Source organism: Arthrobacter sp. 10N418 (assembly GCF_056394725.1).
This window is the reverse complement of record NZ_JBFTIK010000002.1, coordinates 164,440-181,223: the sequence shown is the minus strand read 5'-3', so window position 1 is coordinate 181,223 and position 16,784 is coordinate 164,440. Positions and strand designations below refer to the sequence as shown.

General features: G+C 67.1%; 14 protein-coding genes, 1 tRNA gene, 1 other RNA gene and 1 pseudogene. 7 read left to right on the top strand and 10 right to left on the bottom strand.

The features are described from left to right. Window positions 1–40: 40 nt before the first annotated feature. Genes AC1DCZ_RS02215 through AC1DCZ_RS02200 form a run of 4 tightly spaced genes read right to left on the bottom strand, consistent with a single transcriptional unit; the run spans window position 41 to window position 2,458 of the window. Window positions 41–412 (bottom strand): serine protease inhibitor, encoded by a 372-nt coding sequence (locus AC1DCZ_RS02215; RefSeq protein WP_476973216.1) that lies wholly within the window; start codon window positions 410–412, stop codon window positions 41–43. Next, window positions 409–1,392, bottom strand: a complete 984-nt coding sequence (locus AC1DCZ_RS02210) for a 3-methyladenine DNA glycosylase (protein ID WP_476973215.1) — start codon at window positions 1,390–1,392, stop codon at window positions 409–411. Before AC1DCZ_RS02210 ends, AC1DCZ_RS02215 begins: the two co-directional genes overlap by 4 nt. Continuing rightward, window positions 1,349–1,900, bottom strand: a complete 552-nt coding sequence (locus AC1DCZ_RS02205) for an SSI family serine proteinase inhibitor (RefSeq protein WP_476973214.1) — start codon at window positions 1,898–1,900, stop codon at window positions 1,349–1,351. The genes AC1DCZ_RS02210 and AC1DCZ_RS02205 overlap by 44 nt, the downstream gene beginning before the upstream one ends. 45 nt (window positions 1,901–1,945) lie before the next feature. Then, the gene (locus AC1DCZ_RS02200; RefSeq protein ID WP_476973213.1) at window positions 1,946–2,458 is read right to left on the bottom strand and encodes a MarR family winged helix-turn-helix transcriptional regulator; all 513 of its coding nucleotides are present in this window, start codon (window positions 2,456–2,458) and stop codon (window positions 1,946–1,948) included. A gap of 79 nt (window positions 2,459–2,537) precedes the next feature. Between AC1DCZ_RS02200 and AC1DCZ_RS02195 the strand changes: the two genes are divergently transcribed. Together AC1DCZ_RS02195 and AC1DCZ_RS02190 are read left to right on the top strand one after the other, a co-directional pair. Next, window positions 2,538–2,762: a hypothetical protein gene (locus AC1DCZ_RS02195; RefSeq protein WP_476973212.1), complete on the top strand. Its 225-nt coding sequence runs from the start codon at window positions 2,538–2,540 to the stop codon at window positions 2,760–2,762. A gap of 152 nt (window positions 2,763–2,914) precedes the next feature. After that, on the top strand, window positions 2,915–3,103 hold the full coding sequence (locus AC1DCZ_RS02190) for a hypothetical protein (protein WP_476973211.1): 189 nt from the start codon (window positions 2,915–2,917) through the stop codon (window positions 3,101–3,103). Between the two features lie 127 nt (window positions 3,104–3,230). Here AC1DCZ_RS02190 and AC1DCZ_RS02185 read toward each other — a convergent pair whose 3' ends face one another. From AC1DCZ_RS02185 to ffs, 4 genes are all read right to left on the bottom strand, one after another. Beyond that, window positions 3,231–4,589 (bottom strand): aspartate kinase, encoded by a 1,359-nt coding sequence (locus tag AC1DCZ_RS02185; protein ID WP_476894378.1) that lies wholly within the window; start codon window positions 4,587–4,589, stop codon window positions 3,231–3,233. 334 nt (window positions 4,590–4,923) lie between these two features. Next, a complete protein-coding gene (gene recR / locus AC1DCZ_RS02180; protein WP_476894377.1) occupies window positions 4,924–5,523 on the bottom strand; it encodes a recombination mediator RecR in 600 nt (199 codons plus the stop codon). Window positions 5,524–5,574: 51 nt separating this feature from the next. After that, a complete protein-coding gene (locus AC1DCZ_RS02175) occupies window positions 5,575–8,595 on the bottom strand; it encodes a DNA polymerase III subunit gamma and tau (protein ID WP_476973210.1) in 3,021 nt (1,006 codons plus the stop codon). 27 nt (window positions 8,596–8,622) lie between these two features. After that, an RNA gene (ffs, locus tag AC1DCZ_RS02170) (signal recognition particle sRNA small type) lies at window positions 8,623–8,719 on the bottom strand. 352 nt (window positions 8,720–9,071) lie between these two features. Between ffs and AC1DCZ_RS02165 the strand changes: the two genes are divergently transcribed. Then, window positions 9,072–9,156 (top strand) — tRNA-Ser (locus AC1DCZ_RS02165). Between the two features lie 68 nt (window positions 9,157–9,224). On the opposite strand, the pseudogene AC1DCZ_RS02160 reads toward AC1DCZ_RS02165, so the two are convergent. Further along, a pseudogene (locus AC1DCZ_RS02160) lies at window positions 9,225–10,135 on the bottom strand (oxygenase MpaB family protein). A gap of 325 nt (window positions 10,136–10,460) precedes the next feature. On the opposite strand from AC1DCZ_RS02160, the gene AC1DCZ_RS02155 reads away from it, so the two are divergent. The 4 genes from AC1DCZ_RS02155 to AC1DCZ_RS02140 all read left to right on the top strand — a co-directional run bounded on the left by AC1DCZ_RS02155 (window position 10,461) and on the right by AC1DCZ_RS02140 (window position 15,151). Then, window positions 10,461–11,882, top strand: a complete 1,422-nt coding sequence (locus tag AC1DCZ_RS02155) for a M23 family metallopeptidase (RefSeq protein WP_476973209.1) — start codon at window positions 10,461–10,463, stop codon at window positions 11,880–11,882. A gap of 116 nt (window positions 11,883–11,998) precedes the next feature. After that, window positions 11,999–12,484, top strand: a complete 486-nt coding sequence (locus AC1DCZ_RS02150; protein WP_476973208.1) for a glutathione peroxidase — start codon at window positions 11,999–12,001, stop codon at window positions 12,482–12,484. 222 nt (window positions 12,485–12,706) lie between these two features. After that, a complete protein-coding gene (gene fdhA, locus AC1DCZ_RS02145) occupies window positions 12,707–13,918 on the top strand; it encodes a formaldehyde dehydrogenase, glutathione-independent (RefSeq protein WP_476894372.1) in 1,212 nt (403 codons plus the stop codon). Window positions 13,919–14,209: 291 nt separating this feature from the next. After that, on the top strand, window positions 14,210–15,151 hold the full coding sequence (locus tag AC1DCZ_RS02140; RefSeq protein WP_476973207.1) for a phosphodiesterase: 942 nt from the start codon (window positions 14,210–14,212) through the stop codon (window positions 15,149–15,151). A 52-nt stretch (window positions 15,152–15,203) separates the two neighbouring features. Here AC1DCZ_RS02140 and AC1DCZ_RS02135 read toward each other — a convergent pair whose 3' ends face one another. Continuing rightward, window positions 15,204–16,778, bottom strand: a complete 1,575-nt coding sequence (locus tag AC1DCZ_RS02135) for a stealth family protein (RefSeq protein ID WP_476973311.1) — start codon at window positions 16,776–16,778, stop codon at window positions 15,204–15,206. Window positions 16,779–16,784: the final 6 nt, after the last annotated feature.

Here is a 16,784-nt window from a genome sequence, read left to right as displayed (position 1 = left end):
TAAGGGCTCAGACCGCGTGGAGCTGCCCGTTTGTCCGAGCTCAGATCGCGCCGGTGGAGCCGGCAACGCCGCCGAGCAGGGGCGCCATCGCGCGCCAGCGGGCGATTTCGCAGCCGTCGGTGCGGCTGAACCCGCTGTGGACTTCGCGCCCCAGGAACCAGCCCGTCACGACGGCAACCTGGGGACCGCCGTATTGCTGGGTGCAGACCCTGGGCGGGCCGGGTTTGGGGAAGAAGATGTCCTCCCCGTGCGCCTGCACTGCGTCCAGGGCCGCAACGGGGTCCGGCAGGGTGGACGCGCTGGAAACGGCGCCGCCGCTGGCCTCCAGCCGGAACGTGGACTCCGGCGCTCCGGGGGCCTCCGTCAGGCGGATGGTGAGGTCGACGTCGTGCACGCTGGAGGCGGCAGTCATGGGTTTCCTTCCGGGTCCAGGGCTGCGTCCGTTGCGTGCGGCAGCCGGGCCAGCTCCCGCAGCAGGCGCTGCCGTAGTTCCTGCGATTCGGCGGCGAATGCCCGCTGGTATTCAACGTACTCGGCCTTGCCCTCCGGCGTCTCGATCTTGATGGCCGGATAACCCCACTCGGCGAGCTCGTACGGGGAAGCCTGCATATCCATGGCCCGGGTCCGCCAGGAAAGTTCGAAACAGTCCATGACGAGTTCGCTGGGCAGCACGGGCGCCAGCTTGTAGGCCCACTTATAAAGGTCCATGTTGGCGTGGAGGCACCCGGGCTGCTCCATCGTCCGCTGGTTCTCCCGGCTGGGCTCGAGGCTGTTCAGCGGAACGGCATCCGGGGTGTAGAAACGGAAGGCGTCAAAGTGGGAGCAGCGGATCCGGTTCTCCTCCACCACCTGATCAGTGCGGTCGGGGCCAAGCCGCAGTTGCAGGTACTCATGCCGGAGCTCGAACTTGTCCTGCCGGTACACCATGGCCCACTCGTGGAGCCCGAAACAGCCGAACTGGGCCGGCCGCGCCGCAGTCCCGGCCAGAATGATCCGCGCGAAGTGCAACGCCTCACGGCGCTCCCGCACGAAAGTGCCGACGTCGACCGTCACCGCCGTGGTGCCCGCCGGCAGGCCGGCGGCGGCGAGTTCGCCGTCGTCGAGCGGACGGTAGAACTTCCAGCCGTTCCGCCCGGCCGCCTCAGGACCCGAAAGCACGACGCCGGCGCCCGGGTGCCAGCGCAGCAGCTGGCCAGGTTTCTGGGTGTAGTAGGTGAAAAGGAAGTCCTCCACCGGGTGCTTCCGGCCGGCGGAGCGCCGGGCAAGATAGGGATCCGCGTAGCGCCGGACGCGCTGCTGGTAGGCGGCCTGGAGCGGCAGCCAGTCTTCCTGGGGGAGGTGCACCAGTTTAGACAGCTCCGCCGGTGGAGCCCAGGACGTCCTTGGCGGCATTCCAGAGCGCGATTTCGCAGCCGTCCCGCAAGCTGAAGGTCGCCTCAACGTTCCTGCCGTCGACGACGCCGGTGACCGTGGCCTGCTGCGGGCCCCCGTACTGCTGGGTGCAGACCTGGTCCTTGGCCGGCGGGGCGGGACTGAGGAGAACCGGGTTGTTTTTCAGGGCCGTGCACGCCGCGCCGGCAGACGGGTGCTGGCTTTCGGCCGCCGGAGCACCATTCTGGCAGACGAGGGTGAAGCTGGTGGGGGCGCCGGTTTGGGACGGTTTGATCATGATGGAGAGTTCGGCATTGCCCTGGCCCGGCCCGGAGGGCAGCGGGGACGCTGACGGCGAGGGAGCCGTCGAGGTTGTCTCGGTGTCCGGCGACGGGGTGCCGGAGGCGCTGCCCGTCGGTGCAGTGGCTGTGGTGGACGGGGAGGGTGCCGGTCCGCCGCCCGGGGCGCAGGCCGCCAATCCGGCCAAGGCCATCAGCACGAGCGCCGCATGGCTCAGTTGCTTGGGCATCAGCAGTCCTCCTCCGTTTTGCCCAGTCTACCGCCGGGCCGTGTCCTATCGCCGGGCCTGGTCCTCGGCGGCGGCTCCCTGTGCTGCCCGTGTCGCGGCGATCAGGTCCATCATGGACGCATGCAGCTGGCCGACCTGGTCCCGGGTCAGCCCCAGAAGGGCCATCATGGTGCCGGGGACCGCCGTCGCCTGCTGCCGCAGAGCGGCGCCGTGCGGAGTCAGCCGCACGTCAAGGGTGCGCTCGTTGCCTTCCATGCGCTGGCGCGTGATGAAACCGGCCGCTTCGAGGCGGCGCAGCAGCGGAGAGATGGTTGCCGGTTCCTGGGCGAGGGCGTCGCTGATGTCACGGACGGAGCGGGGGCTGGATTCCCAGAGGCAGAGCATGACGAGGTATTGGGGATGGGTCAGGCCCAGCTTGTCGAGGACTGGCTTATAGGCGCCCACCACACTCCGGGACGCCACGGTCAGGGCGAAGCAGAGCTGCTGTTCCAGCAGAAGGTCCTCCTCGGCTGCCCGGGCTTCCCGGGTTGTCTGGATTGTTCCGGTTCCTTCGGTCACACCCGCTCCTTCAAATAGTTAGTGCACTAATGATTAGCGTACACTGGCAATATTGTCTTGTTCACGAGGAGAGGTAGCGATGGCCAAGGAAAACTCCGCCCAGAGGTTCATGCGGGCGACCGGGAAGCTCCGGGCAATCTTCGGACCGGCCAACCGCGGCTCACTCGGCCACGAGATGACGGAGCAGAACCGCCAGCTGCTGGTGCAGCGCCAGGCCGAATCCCGGCAGTGGGAGACGGTGCACCGGCCCGACGGCAGCACCTATGTTGTGCCGCGCAATCCTGGCGATAAATCCCTCCGCTAGGCTGCGGGTTCACGCCCTTCCCACCCCGGGCTTTTTGCCGCCGTCGGGCGTAAAATGGGGGCACTGACACACCGCAGTGCAGCATCCGTGATCCACCCGTGAGAGGGAAGGGGGTGGGATTTGTGGCATATGCAGTCAGAAGGTTCATGAACATGACCGACAAGCTGAGGCTCCTTTTCGGACCCGCAAACCGGGGGGACACCGCAGCGCCTGTGCTTCACCGGCATGACGATTTTGAGCACGCCTCGGAAGACGACCTGGCGTCGTTTGAAGTCGAGACTGACTCTCAAGGGCATCACTACGCGGTCCGTAAATCGGACCTGTGGAAGGAAGAGGTTTGACGGATCTCTTCCGGCCTCCGAACCAGGCGCGGAAGTAGTCTGAGGGGCCTCGGTACGCCTCGCAAGCAGGCGCGAAAAAGGGAGCGGCGGCGCCGCTCCCTTTTTCGCGCTGTTAGCTGGTCTTGTCTTAGCGGCCGGTGCCGCCGTAGACCGTTGCCTCGTCCTCGCTGTCAAGGCCGAAGGCCTTGTGGATGGCACGCACGGCGTCGTCCAGCAGGTCGGCGTGGGTCACCACGGAGATGCGGATTTCCGAGGTGGAGATCATATTGATGTTGATGCCGGCTTCGGAGAGCGCGGCGAAGAACCGTGCCGAGACGCCGGGGTGAGAGCGCATTCCGGCGCCGATCAGGGACAGCTTGCCGATCTTCTCGTTGTATTCGATGTTTTCGAAGCCGATCTCGGCTTGGGCGGCGCGCAGGGCGGCGAGGGCGTCGGCACCCTCGACGATCGGCAGCGTGAAGGAGATATCCGTCCGGCCGGTACCGTGGGTGGAAACGTTCTGGACGATCATGTCGATGTTGGAGTGCGCGTCGGCGATGACCTGGAAGATCGCCGCAGCCTTGCCGGGGATGTCCGGAACGCCGACCACCGTGACCTTGGCTTCGGAACGGTCGTGCGCAACGCCGGAGATGATTGGCTGCTCCAAGGCAACTCCCTCTTGAATTGTGATCTTGTCATCGGCGCTGGGCAGGACCCATGTGCCTTCGTTTTGGCTGAATGAGGAACGGACGTGCAGCGGCACTCCGAAGCGGCGCGCGTATTCAACGCAACGCAGATGCAGGATCTTCGCCCCGGAGGCCGCGAGCTCGAGCATTTCCTCGCTGGAGATCCGGTCGATCTTCCGTGCGGAGGGCACAACGCGCGGGTCCGCGGTGTAGATGCCGTCCACATCGGTGAAGATCTCGCAGACATCGGCGTCGAGGGCTGCGGCCAGCGCCACCGCCGTCGTGTCCGAACCGCCCCGGCCCAGAGTGGTGATCTCATTCGTGGTGCGGCTCATGCCCTGGAAGCCGGCGACAATCGCGATGTGCCCCTTGTCGAGGGCCGTGCGGATCCGGTGCGGGTCGACGTCGATGATCCGGGCCTTGCCGTGGATGCCGTCGGTGATCATGCCGGCTTGGGAACCGGTGAAGGACTGGGCGGAGGCGCCGTACTTGTTGATGGCCATCGCCAGCAGGGCCATGGAGATGCGCTCGCCGGCGGAAAGGAGCATGTCCATTTCCCGGGCGGGGGCGGAATCCGTCACCTGGGCTGCGAGATCAAGGAGTTCATCGGTGGTGTCGCCCATCGCGGAGACAACCACCACGACCTCGTCGCCGGCATTGTGGGCGTCCACGACGCGCCGGGCAACGCGCTTGATGCCTTCCGCGTCCGCCACCGAGGAACCGCCGAACTTCTTCACGACGAGGTGCTTGGTGACGGCGGCCGAGACGGGCAGCTCCTGGGGCTGCGACCCGGGCTGGACTTCGGTAGTGGGCAAACTCATGCGCGCACCCTCACTGGATCATCGGGGTTCTGGGCCAAGCAACCAAACGGCGCGACGGCGTAACTTCTCAGCCCAGTTTATCGCCGGGAGCCGCGCGGCGTTGAATTGTGACCGAATGGCAGACGGCCACGCTCGTTCTCGCACTGGACATGCCCTCCGGGTTTGGGGACATGCTCTTTCCTGAGGCCGAGGGATGGGCATGCCCTCCGGGTTGGCTCCAGGGATGGGCATATTGGCATCATGTCCAGCCGCGGGCGTCAGGGGTGGGCATGTCCTGCGGGGCGCGACCGGGCATCACGACGGCGGCTGGCCCGGCGATGCGTGCAGGGGGCGGTCAGCTCAACGCGTTGCGGCGGCCCTCGAAGGCCCGACCCAGTGTGACCTCGTCGGCGTACTCCAGGTCTCCGCCGACGGGCAGGCCGGAGGCAAGCCGGGTTACAGCGATGCCGATGGACTTGAGCATCCGCGCCAGATACGTGGCTGTGGCTTCGCCCTCCAGGTTGGGGTCGGTGGCGATGATGATTTCCTGGATGGCGCCGTCGTTGAGCCGGGTCAGGAGTTCGCGGATCCGGAGCTGTTCCGGGCCGACGCCGGCGATCGGGTTAATCGCGCCGCCCAGGACGTGGTACCTGCCCCGGAACGACCGCGTCCGCTCCACCGCAAGGACGTCCTTGGATTCCTCCACGACGCAGATCACCGAGGGATCCCGGCGCGGGTCGCGGCAGATATTGCACAGTTCCTGCTCAGTGACGTTGCCGCAGACCGTGCAGAATTTGACCCGCTCCTTTACCGACGTGATGGCGTCGACGAGCCGTTTCATGTCCTGCGGATCGGCCTCGAGGATGTGAAAGGCCAGGCGCTGGGCAGACTTGGGGCCGACTCCGGGAAGGCGTCCGAGCTCGTCAATCAGCTCTTGAACTGCACCTTCGTACACAATGTCCTCGTTCGTTTGGTGTGGATGCGGGCTGCGTGCCCGGCGGGTCGGCTAGAAGCCCGGCGACAAGGGGCTTCCGTCCAGGGACCGCTCTTCGACCAGTTTTCCGCCCAGAATGCGCTCGACGGCGGCCCGGCCAAAGACGCCGGACTCCTCGATCGTCTCGTCGTCCGCGCTGGGAATGTCCTGGACATAGGTGGTCGCTGCCGCCGTGGCGCGGGCAGGCGCTTTGGCACGCCCGGCCTCGGCTTCCGGACTATTGGACAGCCGCTGGTAGAGGCTTTGCCGGCCTGTGGAGTTTGGCGCCGGCGGGGTTGCGGGGGCTGTGGCTGGTGCGGCGGCCGGGGCAACCGGCGCAGCGCTGACTGCGACCGGAGCCGAGGGGGCGCCGGCCGTTACCAACTCCGCGGTGTCTCCCCAGCCGTTTGACGTTGGAGCGACGGGCTCATACTCGGTGGAGGCTGCCACTGCCACGGCGTAGTGCGGGACCTGGGCCGTTGCTGGCTCGTAGTGCGGGGGCTCCGGCTCCGGTGTTGGATCGGGAGTGACGGGTCCCTCGGGCGAGTAGTTTCCGACGTTGGAGTCCGTGCCAATCGTCCAGATGCCGGGCGCCTGCTCGACGGCGCGGGCCCATGGGTCGTTGGCGGAGTCCGGCGGCTGGGGGGCCGGCGTGTGGGCTTGGGCCGTCTTTGCAGCGGCGCCGGAACGCGCCGGAGCGGCGGCATTCTTGCGGACCGGTGCCGGTGCCGACTGGGCAGCCCGCGCCACTGGAGCTGAGGGCTCCCAGTCCGTCGGCGGTTCCTCGTCCAGCGGCGGAGCATCCTCGTCGCGCGGTGGACCCCAGTCGTCGTCGGGGTAGCCGTAGGAGCCGGCGTCGTCCGGGGCGGCGCCCAGCTGTTCGCCGTCAGCCGCGGATGCCGGCACGTGCGCCGGCGACGGGGAAGGGACGGGTGTGACCGGTGGCTGGACCGGCGAGGCCTGATCCGCCGGAACCGTCGCCGGAGCCTGCGCGGTTCCCGACAGCTCCGTTCCGGCCGGGGAGACCTGGGCGGGTCCGTTTTGCGCCGGGGCGGCGGGGACCAGGCCCCAGTCTGCGTCAGTGGACGTTGCCGGGACGTCCCGGCTAGCGGATGCTTTTGGGTCTGGCTCAGAGCTCGCTGCGCTGTTGCTTCCGCCGGCAACGGCCTTGATCTGGCAGTCGATCCCGATTGTCTTGTGGATCGCCTGCCGCAGGTTCTCGGCGTGGTCGGCACGGCCGAAGGCGCCGGCCAGGCCCGACGTCGTGAACGCGAGCGTCAGGATCTGGTCTTCGAAGTGGCCGACCTGCGCGTTCGGTTCCACCAAGGCCCACGTGCTGCGCTTGATCCTGGTCAGCGTCTGCAGGATCTCGGGCCACGCGCGGCGGAGAACCTCGACGTCGGGCCCGGGCCCTGACACCGGTGCCGGTGTACGTGCAGGTTCCGGTGCGGGGGCGGCGGCCGGGGTGGGCGGGGCCTGCGCCGGGCGTGGCTGGGCGTGTGTGGACTGCTGCGGCGGCACGGCCTGGGACGGGGCGGACGCCTGTACTGCCGGGGCCTGGCCCGAGGGGATCCGGCTCGCTGGCGCGGGTTCGTCCACAGGCCAGTCGTTCGTGCTCACGCGCGGAGCTGTCAGCGGTTCCCGGGCCGCTTCGACGCGCTCCGCGGGCGCCGGGGCAGCGGCGGGTACGGATGCCCGGACCGGTGCCGCGGGCGCAGCGGGCCCGCTGACAGTCGCCACGGGAGCCGGCGTTGGAACCTCCCGGCCGGGGACGGCGGAGGAGACGGCGGCGGCGGGGACAGGGACGGCGGCAGGGGCGGGGGGCGCGGAAGCAGCCGACGCCGATGCGGGGCCGGCGTGCGCCGGCGTCCCGACGTCGTTCCCTGCGTAATTGAGGCGGCGCTCGACGCGGTCGATCCGGGCGGCAATGCCGCGCTCGGTCTGTTCCGAGCTCGGCAACAGGATGCGGGCGCACAGCAGCTCAAGGTGCAGCCGCGGCGAAGTGGCGCCGGTCATTTCGGTGAGTGCGGTGTTGGTGACGTCCGCCGCCCGGGAGAGCTCGGCAGCCCCAAGGTTATGCGCCTGGTTCTGCATGCGTGCGATCTGGTCCGCGGGCATGCCGCGGAGGATCGACTGGGCGCTTTCGGGCATCGCCTGGACGATGATCAGGTCACGGAAGCGCTCGAGGAGGTCCTCCACGAAGCGGCGGGGGTCGTGGCCGGTCTGGATGACCCGGTCCACGGCACGGAACACGGTGGCGGAATCGGAGGCGGCGACGGCCTCGACGACGTCGTCCAGCAGCGAGGCGTGGGTGTAGCCGAGGAGGGCGACGGCGAGTTCGTAATCCAGGCCCTCCGGTCCTGCGCCGGCCATGAGTTGGTCCAGGACGGAGAGCGAGTCGCGCACGGAACCGCCACCTGCGCGGATCACCAGCGAGAGAACGCCGGGCGCCACGGGGACGTTTTCCTGGGTGCAGAGCAGTTCCAGATACGCCATGAGGGGCTCAGGAGGCACGAGCCGGAAGGGGTAGTGGTGCGTGCGCGATCGGATGGTGCCGATTACTTTGTCCGGCTCCGTGGTGGCGAAGATGAACTTGATGTGTTCCGGAGGCTCTTCCACGATCTTGAGCAGGGCGTTGAAGCCGGCCGAAGTGACCATGTGGGCTTCGTCGATGATGAAGATCTTGTAGCGGTCGCGGACGGGGGCGTACGTGGCGCGCTCGCGGAGGTCGCGGGCGTCGTCGACACCGCCGTGGCTGGCCGCGTCGATCTCGATGACGTCCAGGGAGCCGGAGCCGCCGCGTGCGAGTTCGATGCAGCTGGGGCACGTGCCGCAGGGCGTATCGGTGGGGCCTTCGGCGCAGTTCAGGCAGCGTGCCAGGATGCGGGCGGACGTGGTCTTGCCGCAGCCGCGAGGGCCGGAAAACAGGTACGCGTGGTTGACGCGATTCTTGCGCAGGGCCGTCATCAGCGGCTCCGTGACATGTTCCTGACCGATTACGTCCGCGAACGAATCGGGCCGGTATCTACGGTAAAGGGCAGTAGTAACAGTCACAGATCAACCCTACCAATCGGCACAGACATAAAAGACCCCCCATGCACCCGCCAGAGCCCATTTACCCTTGCTACCTTCCGGTCCTGGGGGAGTTCAACAGGATGACGCCACATGAGGGGCCGTCAGCAAGTTTACCCGACGTTTGAGTGTGCCCCGAATCCACCCAATCCGGCCCCGGATTTCCTGGGGGACATGCCCATTTTTCGGGCCCGGGGATGGGCGGGACGGGACTATGTCCGCTCCTGGTTTCGAAGGTGTGGCATGTCCCGCGGGGGAGGTCGGGGCGGGCGTCGGGTCCGGTGGGCCCAGATTGGGGGACATGCCCATTTTTCGGGCCCGGGGATGGGCGGGATGGGACTATGTCCGCTCCTGGTTTCGAAGGTGGGGCATGTCCCGCGGGGGAGGCGGAAGGGCCCAATTGGGCGATGCCGCAAAGTTCAGGTATTCTAGTATCTGCTTTTGTTTCAGAAGCTACTGGAGAATTCGCCTAGCGGCCTATGGCGCACGCCTGGAACGCGTGTTGGGTTAACGCCCTCGGGGGTTCAAATCCCCCATTCTCCGCGGTTGGCCCCGGTCCCTTGGACCGGGGCCTTTTTGCATTCTGTGGCACCCGGCTAACGGGCTAACCCTCACCCCGGATAGCCGAGCCGGCGGAGGCGGTCACGTGCTGCCTGCTCGCTCGGGCCCGTCCGGCCCATGGCAAGATGGACGACGGCGAGCGTCGCCCGCGTGGCCAGCGCCACCGGCAGCGGAATGGGCCCCAGCCGTGCAGTCCGGAGGCCGAGCAGCTCCCGGTACTTCGGTTCGAGGCTCGCCACCGCGGCAGAAAACAGCACACGGTAGCCGGGCCTGAGTGCCGGGTGGAGCGGCGGATCGCGAATGAACGCCACGGTTTCCGCGACCCGGTCATCCCCGCGGAGCTCGCCGTCGTCGTACCAGCGGTCCAGCTGCTGGCGCATTTCCGCCTCGCTGAGCGGCGGAGAGTCCACGCCCATGAGCCGGCCCGCCTGGGCCCACTCGCGGACATATGCGTCAGGTCCCCCCGGAATGGGGCCGCCCCACATCTTGTGGGCGGAGAGGAAGGCATCGGTGAAGGCAATGTGGACCCAGCGGAGCAGCTCGGGATCGTTCGCAGCGTAGCTTCGACGGATCCCGTGAGCGTCCACATAGCTTCCGCGTACGACTCGTGCAGGCGCAGCACCCAGCCGGAGGCTGCCTGGGCTGCCGTGATCGAACCGTACGAGACTGTGAAGATCCAGCGGATCGTCCCGGCCAGCCGTCCCAGGGGGTCTTCGCGGAAACGGGAGTGATCGTGCACCCCGGCCAGTGCCCCCGGGTGGAGCGCCTGCATCAACAGGGCCCGGATGCCGGCCACGATGGTCGGCATGTCCCCGTGAACGGCCCAGACCGCCGAACCGGGCAGGTGATAGCCGGCGTCGTCGCCGTACGCCAGGCGCGGCACCCAGTCCGGCACGGTGTCGCGCGTCCCGGTAAAGGTCTGTTTAAGTTCGGCCTGCAATTCCCTGAAGACGTTGCGCATAGTCAATTCTGCGCCTTCGGACGCTCCAGCGAATCCCGCACCCCGGGTTACTTCATTCTTACCCACCCGTGCGTTACCCAGCACCTGCTTCTGCGTGCGGAACTACTGGGCCGCCACTGACGGAGTACGTGTGGTGTGAGAAGAACCCGGTTTGGGTGCTCAAAAGGATGGCTTTGGCGGTTCACAGACCCGGCCGACTGTGTTCACATAGATAGGTGAGTCCGTCGAGATTGGGGTCTGGCGGACATACTGCGGGAGTCACATCGTGGGAAAACACTGGGGAAACTCATCGAGTGAGCGATCGGTCAGGGCACGGACTATTGCCGTGCGTTGCATATCCGGAGGCGTCTGCCTGTCACTGGCCGTCCTGACCTTCGGGTTCCAGGGGCTGGCAGGCGGCGTGTCCTACGTCGTGCCCGGCGCGATGCCCGCGACAGGCGTCGTGGGGCCGGCGACGCTGGACCCGGGCGCAGACGTCCTTGCGGAGTCGCCGGCCACGCCGGGCATGCCGAGTGCATCGGCCGCTCCGGGCGGGTTTACTGCGGACGCCCTGGCTCTTGTGGCATTTAGCCGGTCCACAGTCGAGACGGCGACGAAAGAGGGGGTCGGCGGCGAACTCAATGTGGCGTCCGCCGGTCTGAAGCGGCCGCCGGTTGGTTCACTCATGGCCCCTCTGGAAACGCTGGTGCCGACATCCCCTTTCGGGCTGCGCACCAGCCCGCTGACAGGATCTGCAGGTGAATTCCACTGGGGCCAGGATTATGCCGCCGCCTGCGGCACGCGTGTCTATTCGGCCGACGCCGGCGTGGTACGGGCCGTGGGCTGGCATCCCTGGGGCGGGGGCAACCGCGTGGAAATCGACCACGGCAACGGCCTCATCACGACCTACAACCACCTGGAGGCAATCGCCGTCAAGAAGGGGGACTCTGTGCGCGTGGGTGAAGTCATTGCCAGGGTGGGGACCACCGGAAACTCAACGGGCTGCCACCTGCACTTCGAGACCATCCTCAACGGCGCGCACACCGATCCGCTCCATTGGTCCATGATTCCCATCAGCCAAGTGGACCCGCTCGGCCCCATCGAGATGACCAGCTACGCGCCGGACGCCGGCAACGCCTCCAATGCCGGCTTGGGCTGGGCTATCCCGGTCCGGACGGCTCTGACGCCCGTGGTGGCCGGCGGTGCCCAGGAGCCGCTGGCGGTCCCACTGGCGGCGCCAGCATCACCTGCGGCAACTGAAGCGGCCGCCGGCGCGCCGCCGTCCACTCCGTCAGACACACCTTCAGCGCCGGCGACGCCCAGTGCGACGCAGCCGCCGGGGACGGCAACGCCGCCGACGCAACCGCCGGGGACGGCAACGCCGCCGCCCACGCCGAGCCTGCCGCCCACGCCGCCGCCCACGCCCAGCGTGACGCCCACGCCGAGCGTGACGCCGCCGGTCACGCCCAGTGAGACGCCGGCGCCGGCAACTCCGGCGGCGGATACCCCAACTGCAACCCCGCCCGCCGCCACCACGTCTGACATTCCTGCACCGCCCCCCGCGCCAACCGCAGCCCAGACACAATCAGTCACCGCCGCGCCCGTCCTGACACAGACTGCCGCGCCGGCGGCCCCAGCGCCGACGCCTCCCGTGCCAGCAACTCCTGCGCCGGAACCGCCCGCAGCAACCGCGACCGAACCCGGCACGGAACAGACGGCGACCCCCCAGCCCGCCACAACACAGCCCACCACGGCACCGAGCCGGTAGCTGCAGCAGGACACCCGGGGCACAAACCCACACCCGCGCGCGTTGGTATCGAATGACAGGGGTGACCATTTCGGGAACACCCGCTTCGAAGCACCACCACCGCGAGGAAGACCCCCATGACCTCTCTGCACTCCATTCCCCTGACCCTCATCGACGGCACGGAGACTGATTTCGGCCGCTTCAAAGGAGAAGTGATGCTCGTGGTGAACGTGGCTTCCCAATGCGGGTTCACGCCGCAGTACGCAGGCCTGGAGGCCCTCCACACCAAGTTCCGCGACCAGGGCTTCCAGGTGCTCGGAGTCCCCTGCAACCAGTTCGCCGGGCAGGAGCCGGCCGCCGAGGCCGAAATCGCCGAATTCTGCGAACGCAATTTCGGGGTCACGTTTCCCCTGACCACCAAGGCCGACGTCCGCGGCAAGAACCAGCATCCGCTTTACGCCGAGCTGACGAAGTTCAAGAACGGCCTCCTCCCGGGCCTGGTGAAGTGGAACTTCGAGAAGTTCCTGGTGAACCGTGACGGCGACGTCGTGGCCCGCTTTGCCCCGACGGTCGAGCCGGATGCGCCCCAGGTCATGGAGGCCGTCCAGGCGGCCCTCGACTGAGTTTCGATGACCTGCCGCGGCCAGGGACAACGGACCCTACCCCTAAGCATGCTTCCCGCCTAGACTGGCCGGACCCTCCAACTTTCCGGGCATACCCGCGGCGCAGTCCCGACTGCCTGCCGGCCCAGCACCTGGGGTATTCCTGCGGGAGGGCGCATCAGAAAACTTCGTGAATCACAACGGGGCCCTCATCGCGGGGGTCCGTGAACCAGGAGGAAAGAGATGACAGGGAACAAAGCCGTTGCCTACAAAGGCCCGGGCAAGGTCGAACTCATCGACATTGATTACCCCAGCTTCGAACTCAAGGACGGCCCGGGCGTCAATCCCGCCAACGTGGGCCGATCGGTGCGCCATGGCGTGATCCTCAAAACCGTTGCCACCAACATCTGCGGCTCCGACCAGCACATGGTCCGGGGCCGCACCACCGCTCCCGCAGACCTCGTGCTTGGGCACGAGATCACCGGTGAAGTGGTGGAAGTAGGCCCCGACGTCGAATTCATCAAGGTCGGGGACATCTGTTCCGTCCCGTTCAACATCGCCTGCGGCCGCTGCCGGAACTGCAAGGAACGCAAGACCGGCATCTGCCTCAACGTCAACCCGGACCGACCCGGGAGCGCGTACGGCTACGTAGACATGGGCGGGTGGGTCGGGGGACAGGCCAACTATGTGCTGGTGCCCTACGCCGACTGGAACCTCCTGAAATTCCCGGACCGGGACCAGGCGCTGGAGAAGATGATGGACCTGACGATGCTCTCGGACATCTTCCCCACGGGGTTCCACGGCGCCGTCACCGCCGGGGTAGGCGTCGGCTCCACCGTCTACATCGCCGGCGCCGGACCCGTGGGTCTCGCGGCGGCCACCAGCGCGCAACTGCTGGGCGCCGCCGTCGTCATCGTCGGTGACATGAACGAGGACCGTCTGAAGCAGGCGCGCAGCTTCGGCTGTGAAACGGTCGACCTCAGCAAGGGCGGCCCGGCCGAGCAGATCGAGCAGCTGCTCGGGGTCCCCGAAGTCGATTGCGGGGTGGACGCCGTCGGATTCGAGGCGAAGGGCCACGGTGCCGGAGCCCATGAAGCCCCGGCGACGGTGCTGAACTCCCTCATGGAATTGACCGCGGCAGGCGGCGCACTCGGCATTCCGGGGCTGTACGTCACGGGTGACCCGGGCGGGGTGGATGAGGCGGCCCAGAAGGGCTCGCTCTCGCTCAGCCTCGGAACGGGCTGGGCCAAGTCGCTCAGTTTCACAACAGGCCAGTGTCCCGTGATGAAGTACAACCGCCAGCTGATGATGGCCATCCTGCACGACAGGGTCCACATTGCGAAGAACGTCAATGCCAAGGCCATTGCCTTGGAAGACGCGCCGAAGGGCTACGCGGAGTTCGACGCCGGCGCTGCCACGAAGTTCGTTCTCAACCCGAACGGTTACCTGAGCTAGCGGGTGGGCCCGTCGTCCAGGGCCCCGTCCAGGCGGCACTGCCCGGCCTCCGCCCTCGCGCGGGGCAGGGCGGTGCCAGCCGCTGGCCGCTAGGCGGGATGCCGCACTGTGGTGCTGCGCCTGAGCCCTCCCATATGCCAGTGGGGGAATATGAGGGCCGGCAGACTCTTAACCGGTATTTTTCAAACATGCCCGCCCAAGTTTGTACATTGTTCGCCCAATGTCTGGTTGGATAGTCCTTACTGAGAGGGACACTGGAGGCACCGCTTCCACCCAACCAAGAAGGTAGCAATGGAGCTCATCGAGGCCGAGCACCCCCGGCCACGTCATTTCCTACTTCACCTGAGCGATCCCCACCTGCTGGGCGGTCCGCAACCCCTTCACGGCGTAGTAGACAGCGATGCCCGACTCAAACAACTCTTCGACGAAGTCCATGCTTCGGGCGCGCGCCCCGAAGCGGTGATCTTCACAGGGGACCTGGCCGACCTGGGCGAAGCCGAGGCCTACGCCAAGCTCCGCGCCATCGTCGAACCCGCCTGCAAAGCCATGGGCGCCAAGGTTATCTGGGCGATGGGAAACCACGATGACCGGGCCAATTTCCGGGCCGGGCTTCTGGATCAGCCGGGCAATGACTCCCCGGTGGACCACAGCTACTTCATCAACGGACTGCGGGTCATCACCTTGGACACCTCCGTGCCCGGGTTCCACCATGGTGAGCTGAGCCCCGCCCAGCTGGACTGGTTGGCCTCGGAACTGGCCACCCCGGCCCCCGACGGGACCATCCTGGCCCTGCACCACCCCCCGGTTCCCTCCGTGCTGGATCTTGCGGTCCTCGTTGAACTGCGCGGCCAGGCTGCGCTGGCCGGTGTGCTGCGGAATTCCGACGTGCGCACGATCCTCGGCGGCCATCTGCACTACTCCACGACCGCGACGTTCGCAGGCATTCCGGTCTCAGTGGCGTCAGCCACCTGCTACACCCAGGACCTGAACGTTTCTGTGGGCGGCACGCGCGGACGCGACGGCGGGCAGGCCTTCAACCTCGTGCACGTCTACGAACACACGATCGTGCATTCGGTAGTCCTGCTGGGGGACACCCCTGCGGTGGGAGAGCTCGTCTCTGCCGAGGAGGCACAGCGGCGGATTGCGGCCGCTGGAATCCGGATCCCGCGAAAAGCGCGGCTGGAGGACCCGGCCAAGACGCCGGGCCACCGCCGCGTGACGACCCGCAACTAGGACCCCCGCAGACCGGCGGACCCGCGGCACTGGCAGCAGTGCTTGTCCGGATCTACTTCTCCCAGGGTGCCTTGATCGGGTAGTACTTTTCCAGGAAGTCCGTCACAACCTCTGCCCGCTCCTGCGCCGGGACCTCAGGGAAGCTGCCGTCGTTCAGGCAGAAGAAATCCATGTTCCGCTTGGCGAGCAGCTTGGGCAGGTAGTTGAGGCCAGCACGCGCCGTAGTGTCGACGTACTTCACGCGCGCCGCCGTCTGGGTGACGGCGCGTCCGGTGAGCAGTGCGTAGTAGTGGTAGAACGAGTTGGTTACGGAGATGTTGTCTGCCGCACGGAAGGTGCTCGCGGCGGTCTTGGCGAATTCGGTCGGAAACTCCTGCTCCATCCGGGCCACGACGGAGCGCCGCAACGGCGCCGCGGTGTGTTCGAGGTGGCGGGTGGTGATCCGGCCAAAGCGGTTCCAGAGCAGTTTGCGGTTCACCCGTGCAGCGTTCTCGAAACCGCTGCGCTCGGCGTCGTTGTCGCCGAGCCCTATCCTCGTCTCCGCCTCGATGAACTTGGTGATTCCGCCCGGCGTGAAGAACATGTCCGGTCCCACGGCCCGGCCGAAGAACATGTCGTCATTGGAGTACAGGAAGTGCTCGGAGAGTCCCTCGATGTGGTGGAGCTGGCACTCCACCGCCTGCGAATTATGGGTCGGCAGTACCGACGGGTCCGCGAAGAACTCCTCGCTGCGCACGATCGTCACACTCGGATGTTCCGCCAGCCATGACGGCGTGGGGGAGTCCGTGGCAATGAAGATCCGGCGAATCCACGGCGCAAACATGTAGACCGAACGCAGCGCGTACTTCAGCTCGTCAATCTGGCGGAAGCGGGCCTCGTGGTCATCGCCTTCGCCGACCACGACGCCGGCCATGCGGGCTCGGCGCGCTGCGATGTATTCGGGGGAGGAGCCGTCCACCCAGGAAAACACCAGATCAATGTCAAAGCTGATGTCGCTGGCGTGGTCCGCGAACATGTTCTCGATGGTGGGCCAGGTGTGGCCGTAGCGCTCCACGGTGCCGCGGACCGCGTCCTGCCTGAGCATGGTGCGACGGGTAAGGGAGTTCTCGATCGGGAGGATCAATTGATCCCCTTCGAAGCTCCAAAGTTCAAGCTGGACGCCGGCCGAGGCGCCGAATTCAAAGCCGCCCTCCGGCTCGACCCGGGGCCGGTACAGCCGGAATATCCGCGACTGGCGGTTGGGGGAGAGCTCCCCGTCGGCCACCAGCACCGATGACTTCTTCTTCGCATCGACGCTCATGGAGTAGAAAGGCTCGTCGCGGCAGGCCTCCACGAGCGCAGCCCGGAGCTCCTTGCGGTTCTTCCAGTCCACGGCGATGACCGGCCGGTGGTTGTTGCCGCGGACCAGGAGGTAGTCCAGGCCGGCAGCGGCGAGCACGGACCGGATGAACATCAGATCTTCAACCATGGCCTGGTACGGCGTACGGTTCTCATTGATCAGGGCATACCGTCCGCGCCGACGCACCACATCCGTGCGGGCCCTGAACCTGGCACCGGCGGCCGCCGAGGTGACCTCGTCGTGGGCGTCCTCGGACGCCTGGCCGCCATAGTAGATCTCGTCCTGGATCAATGC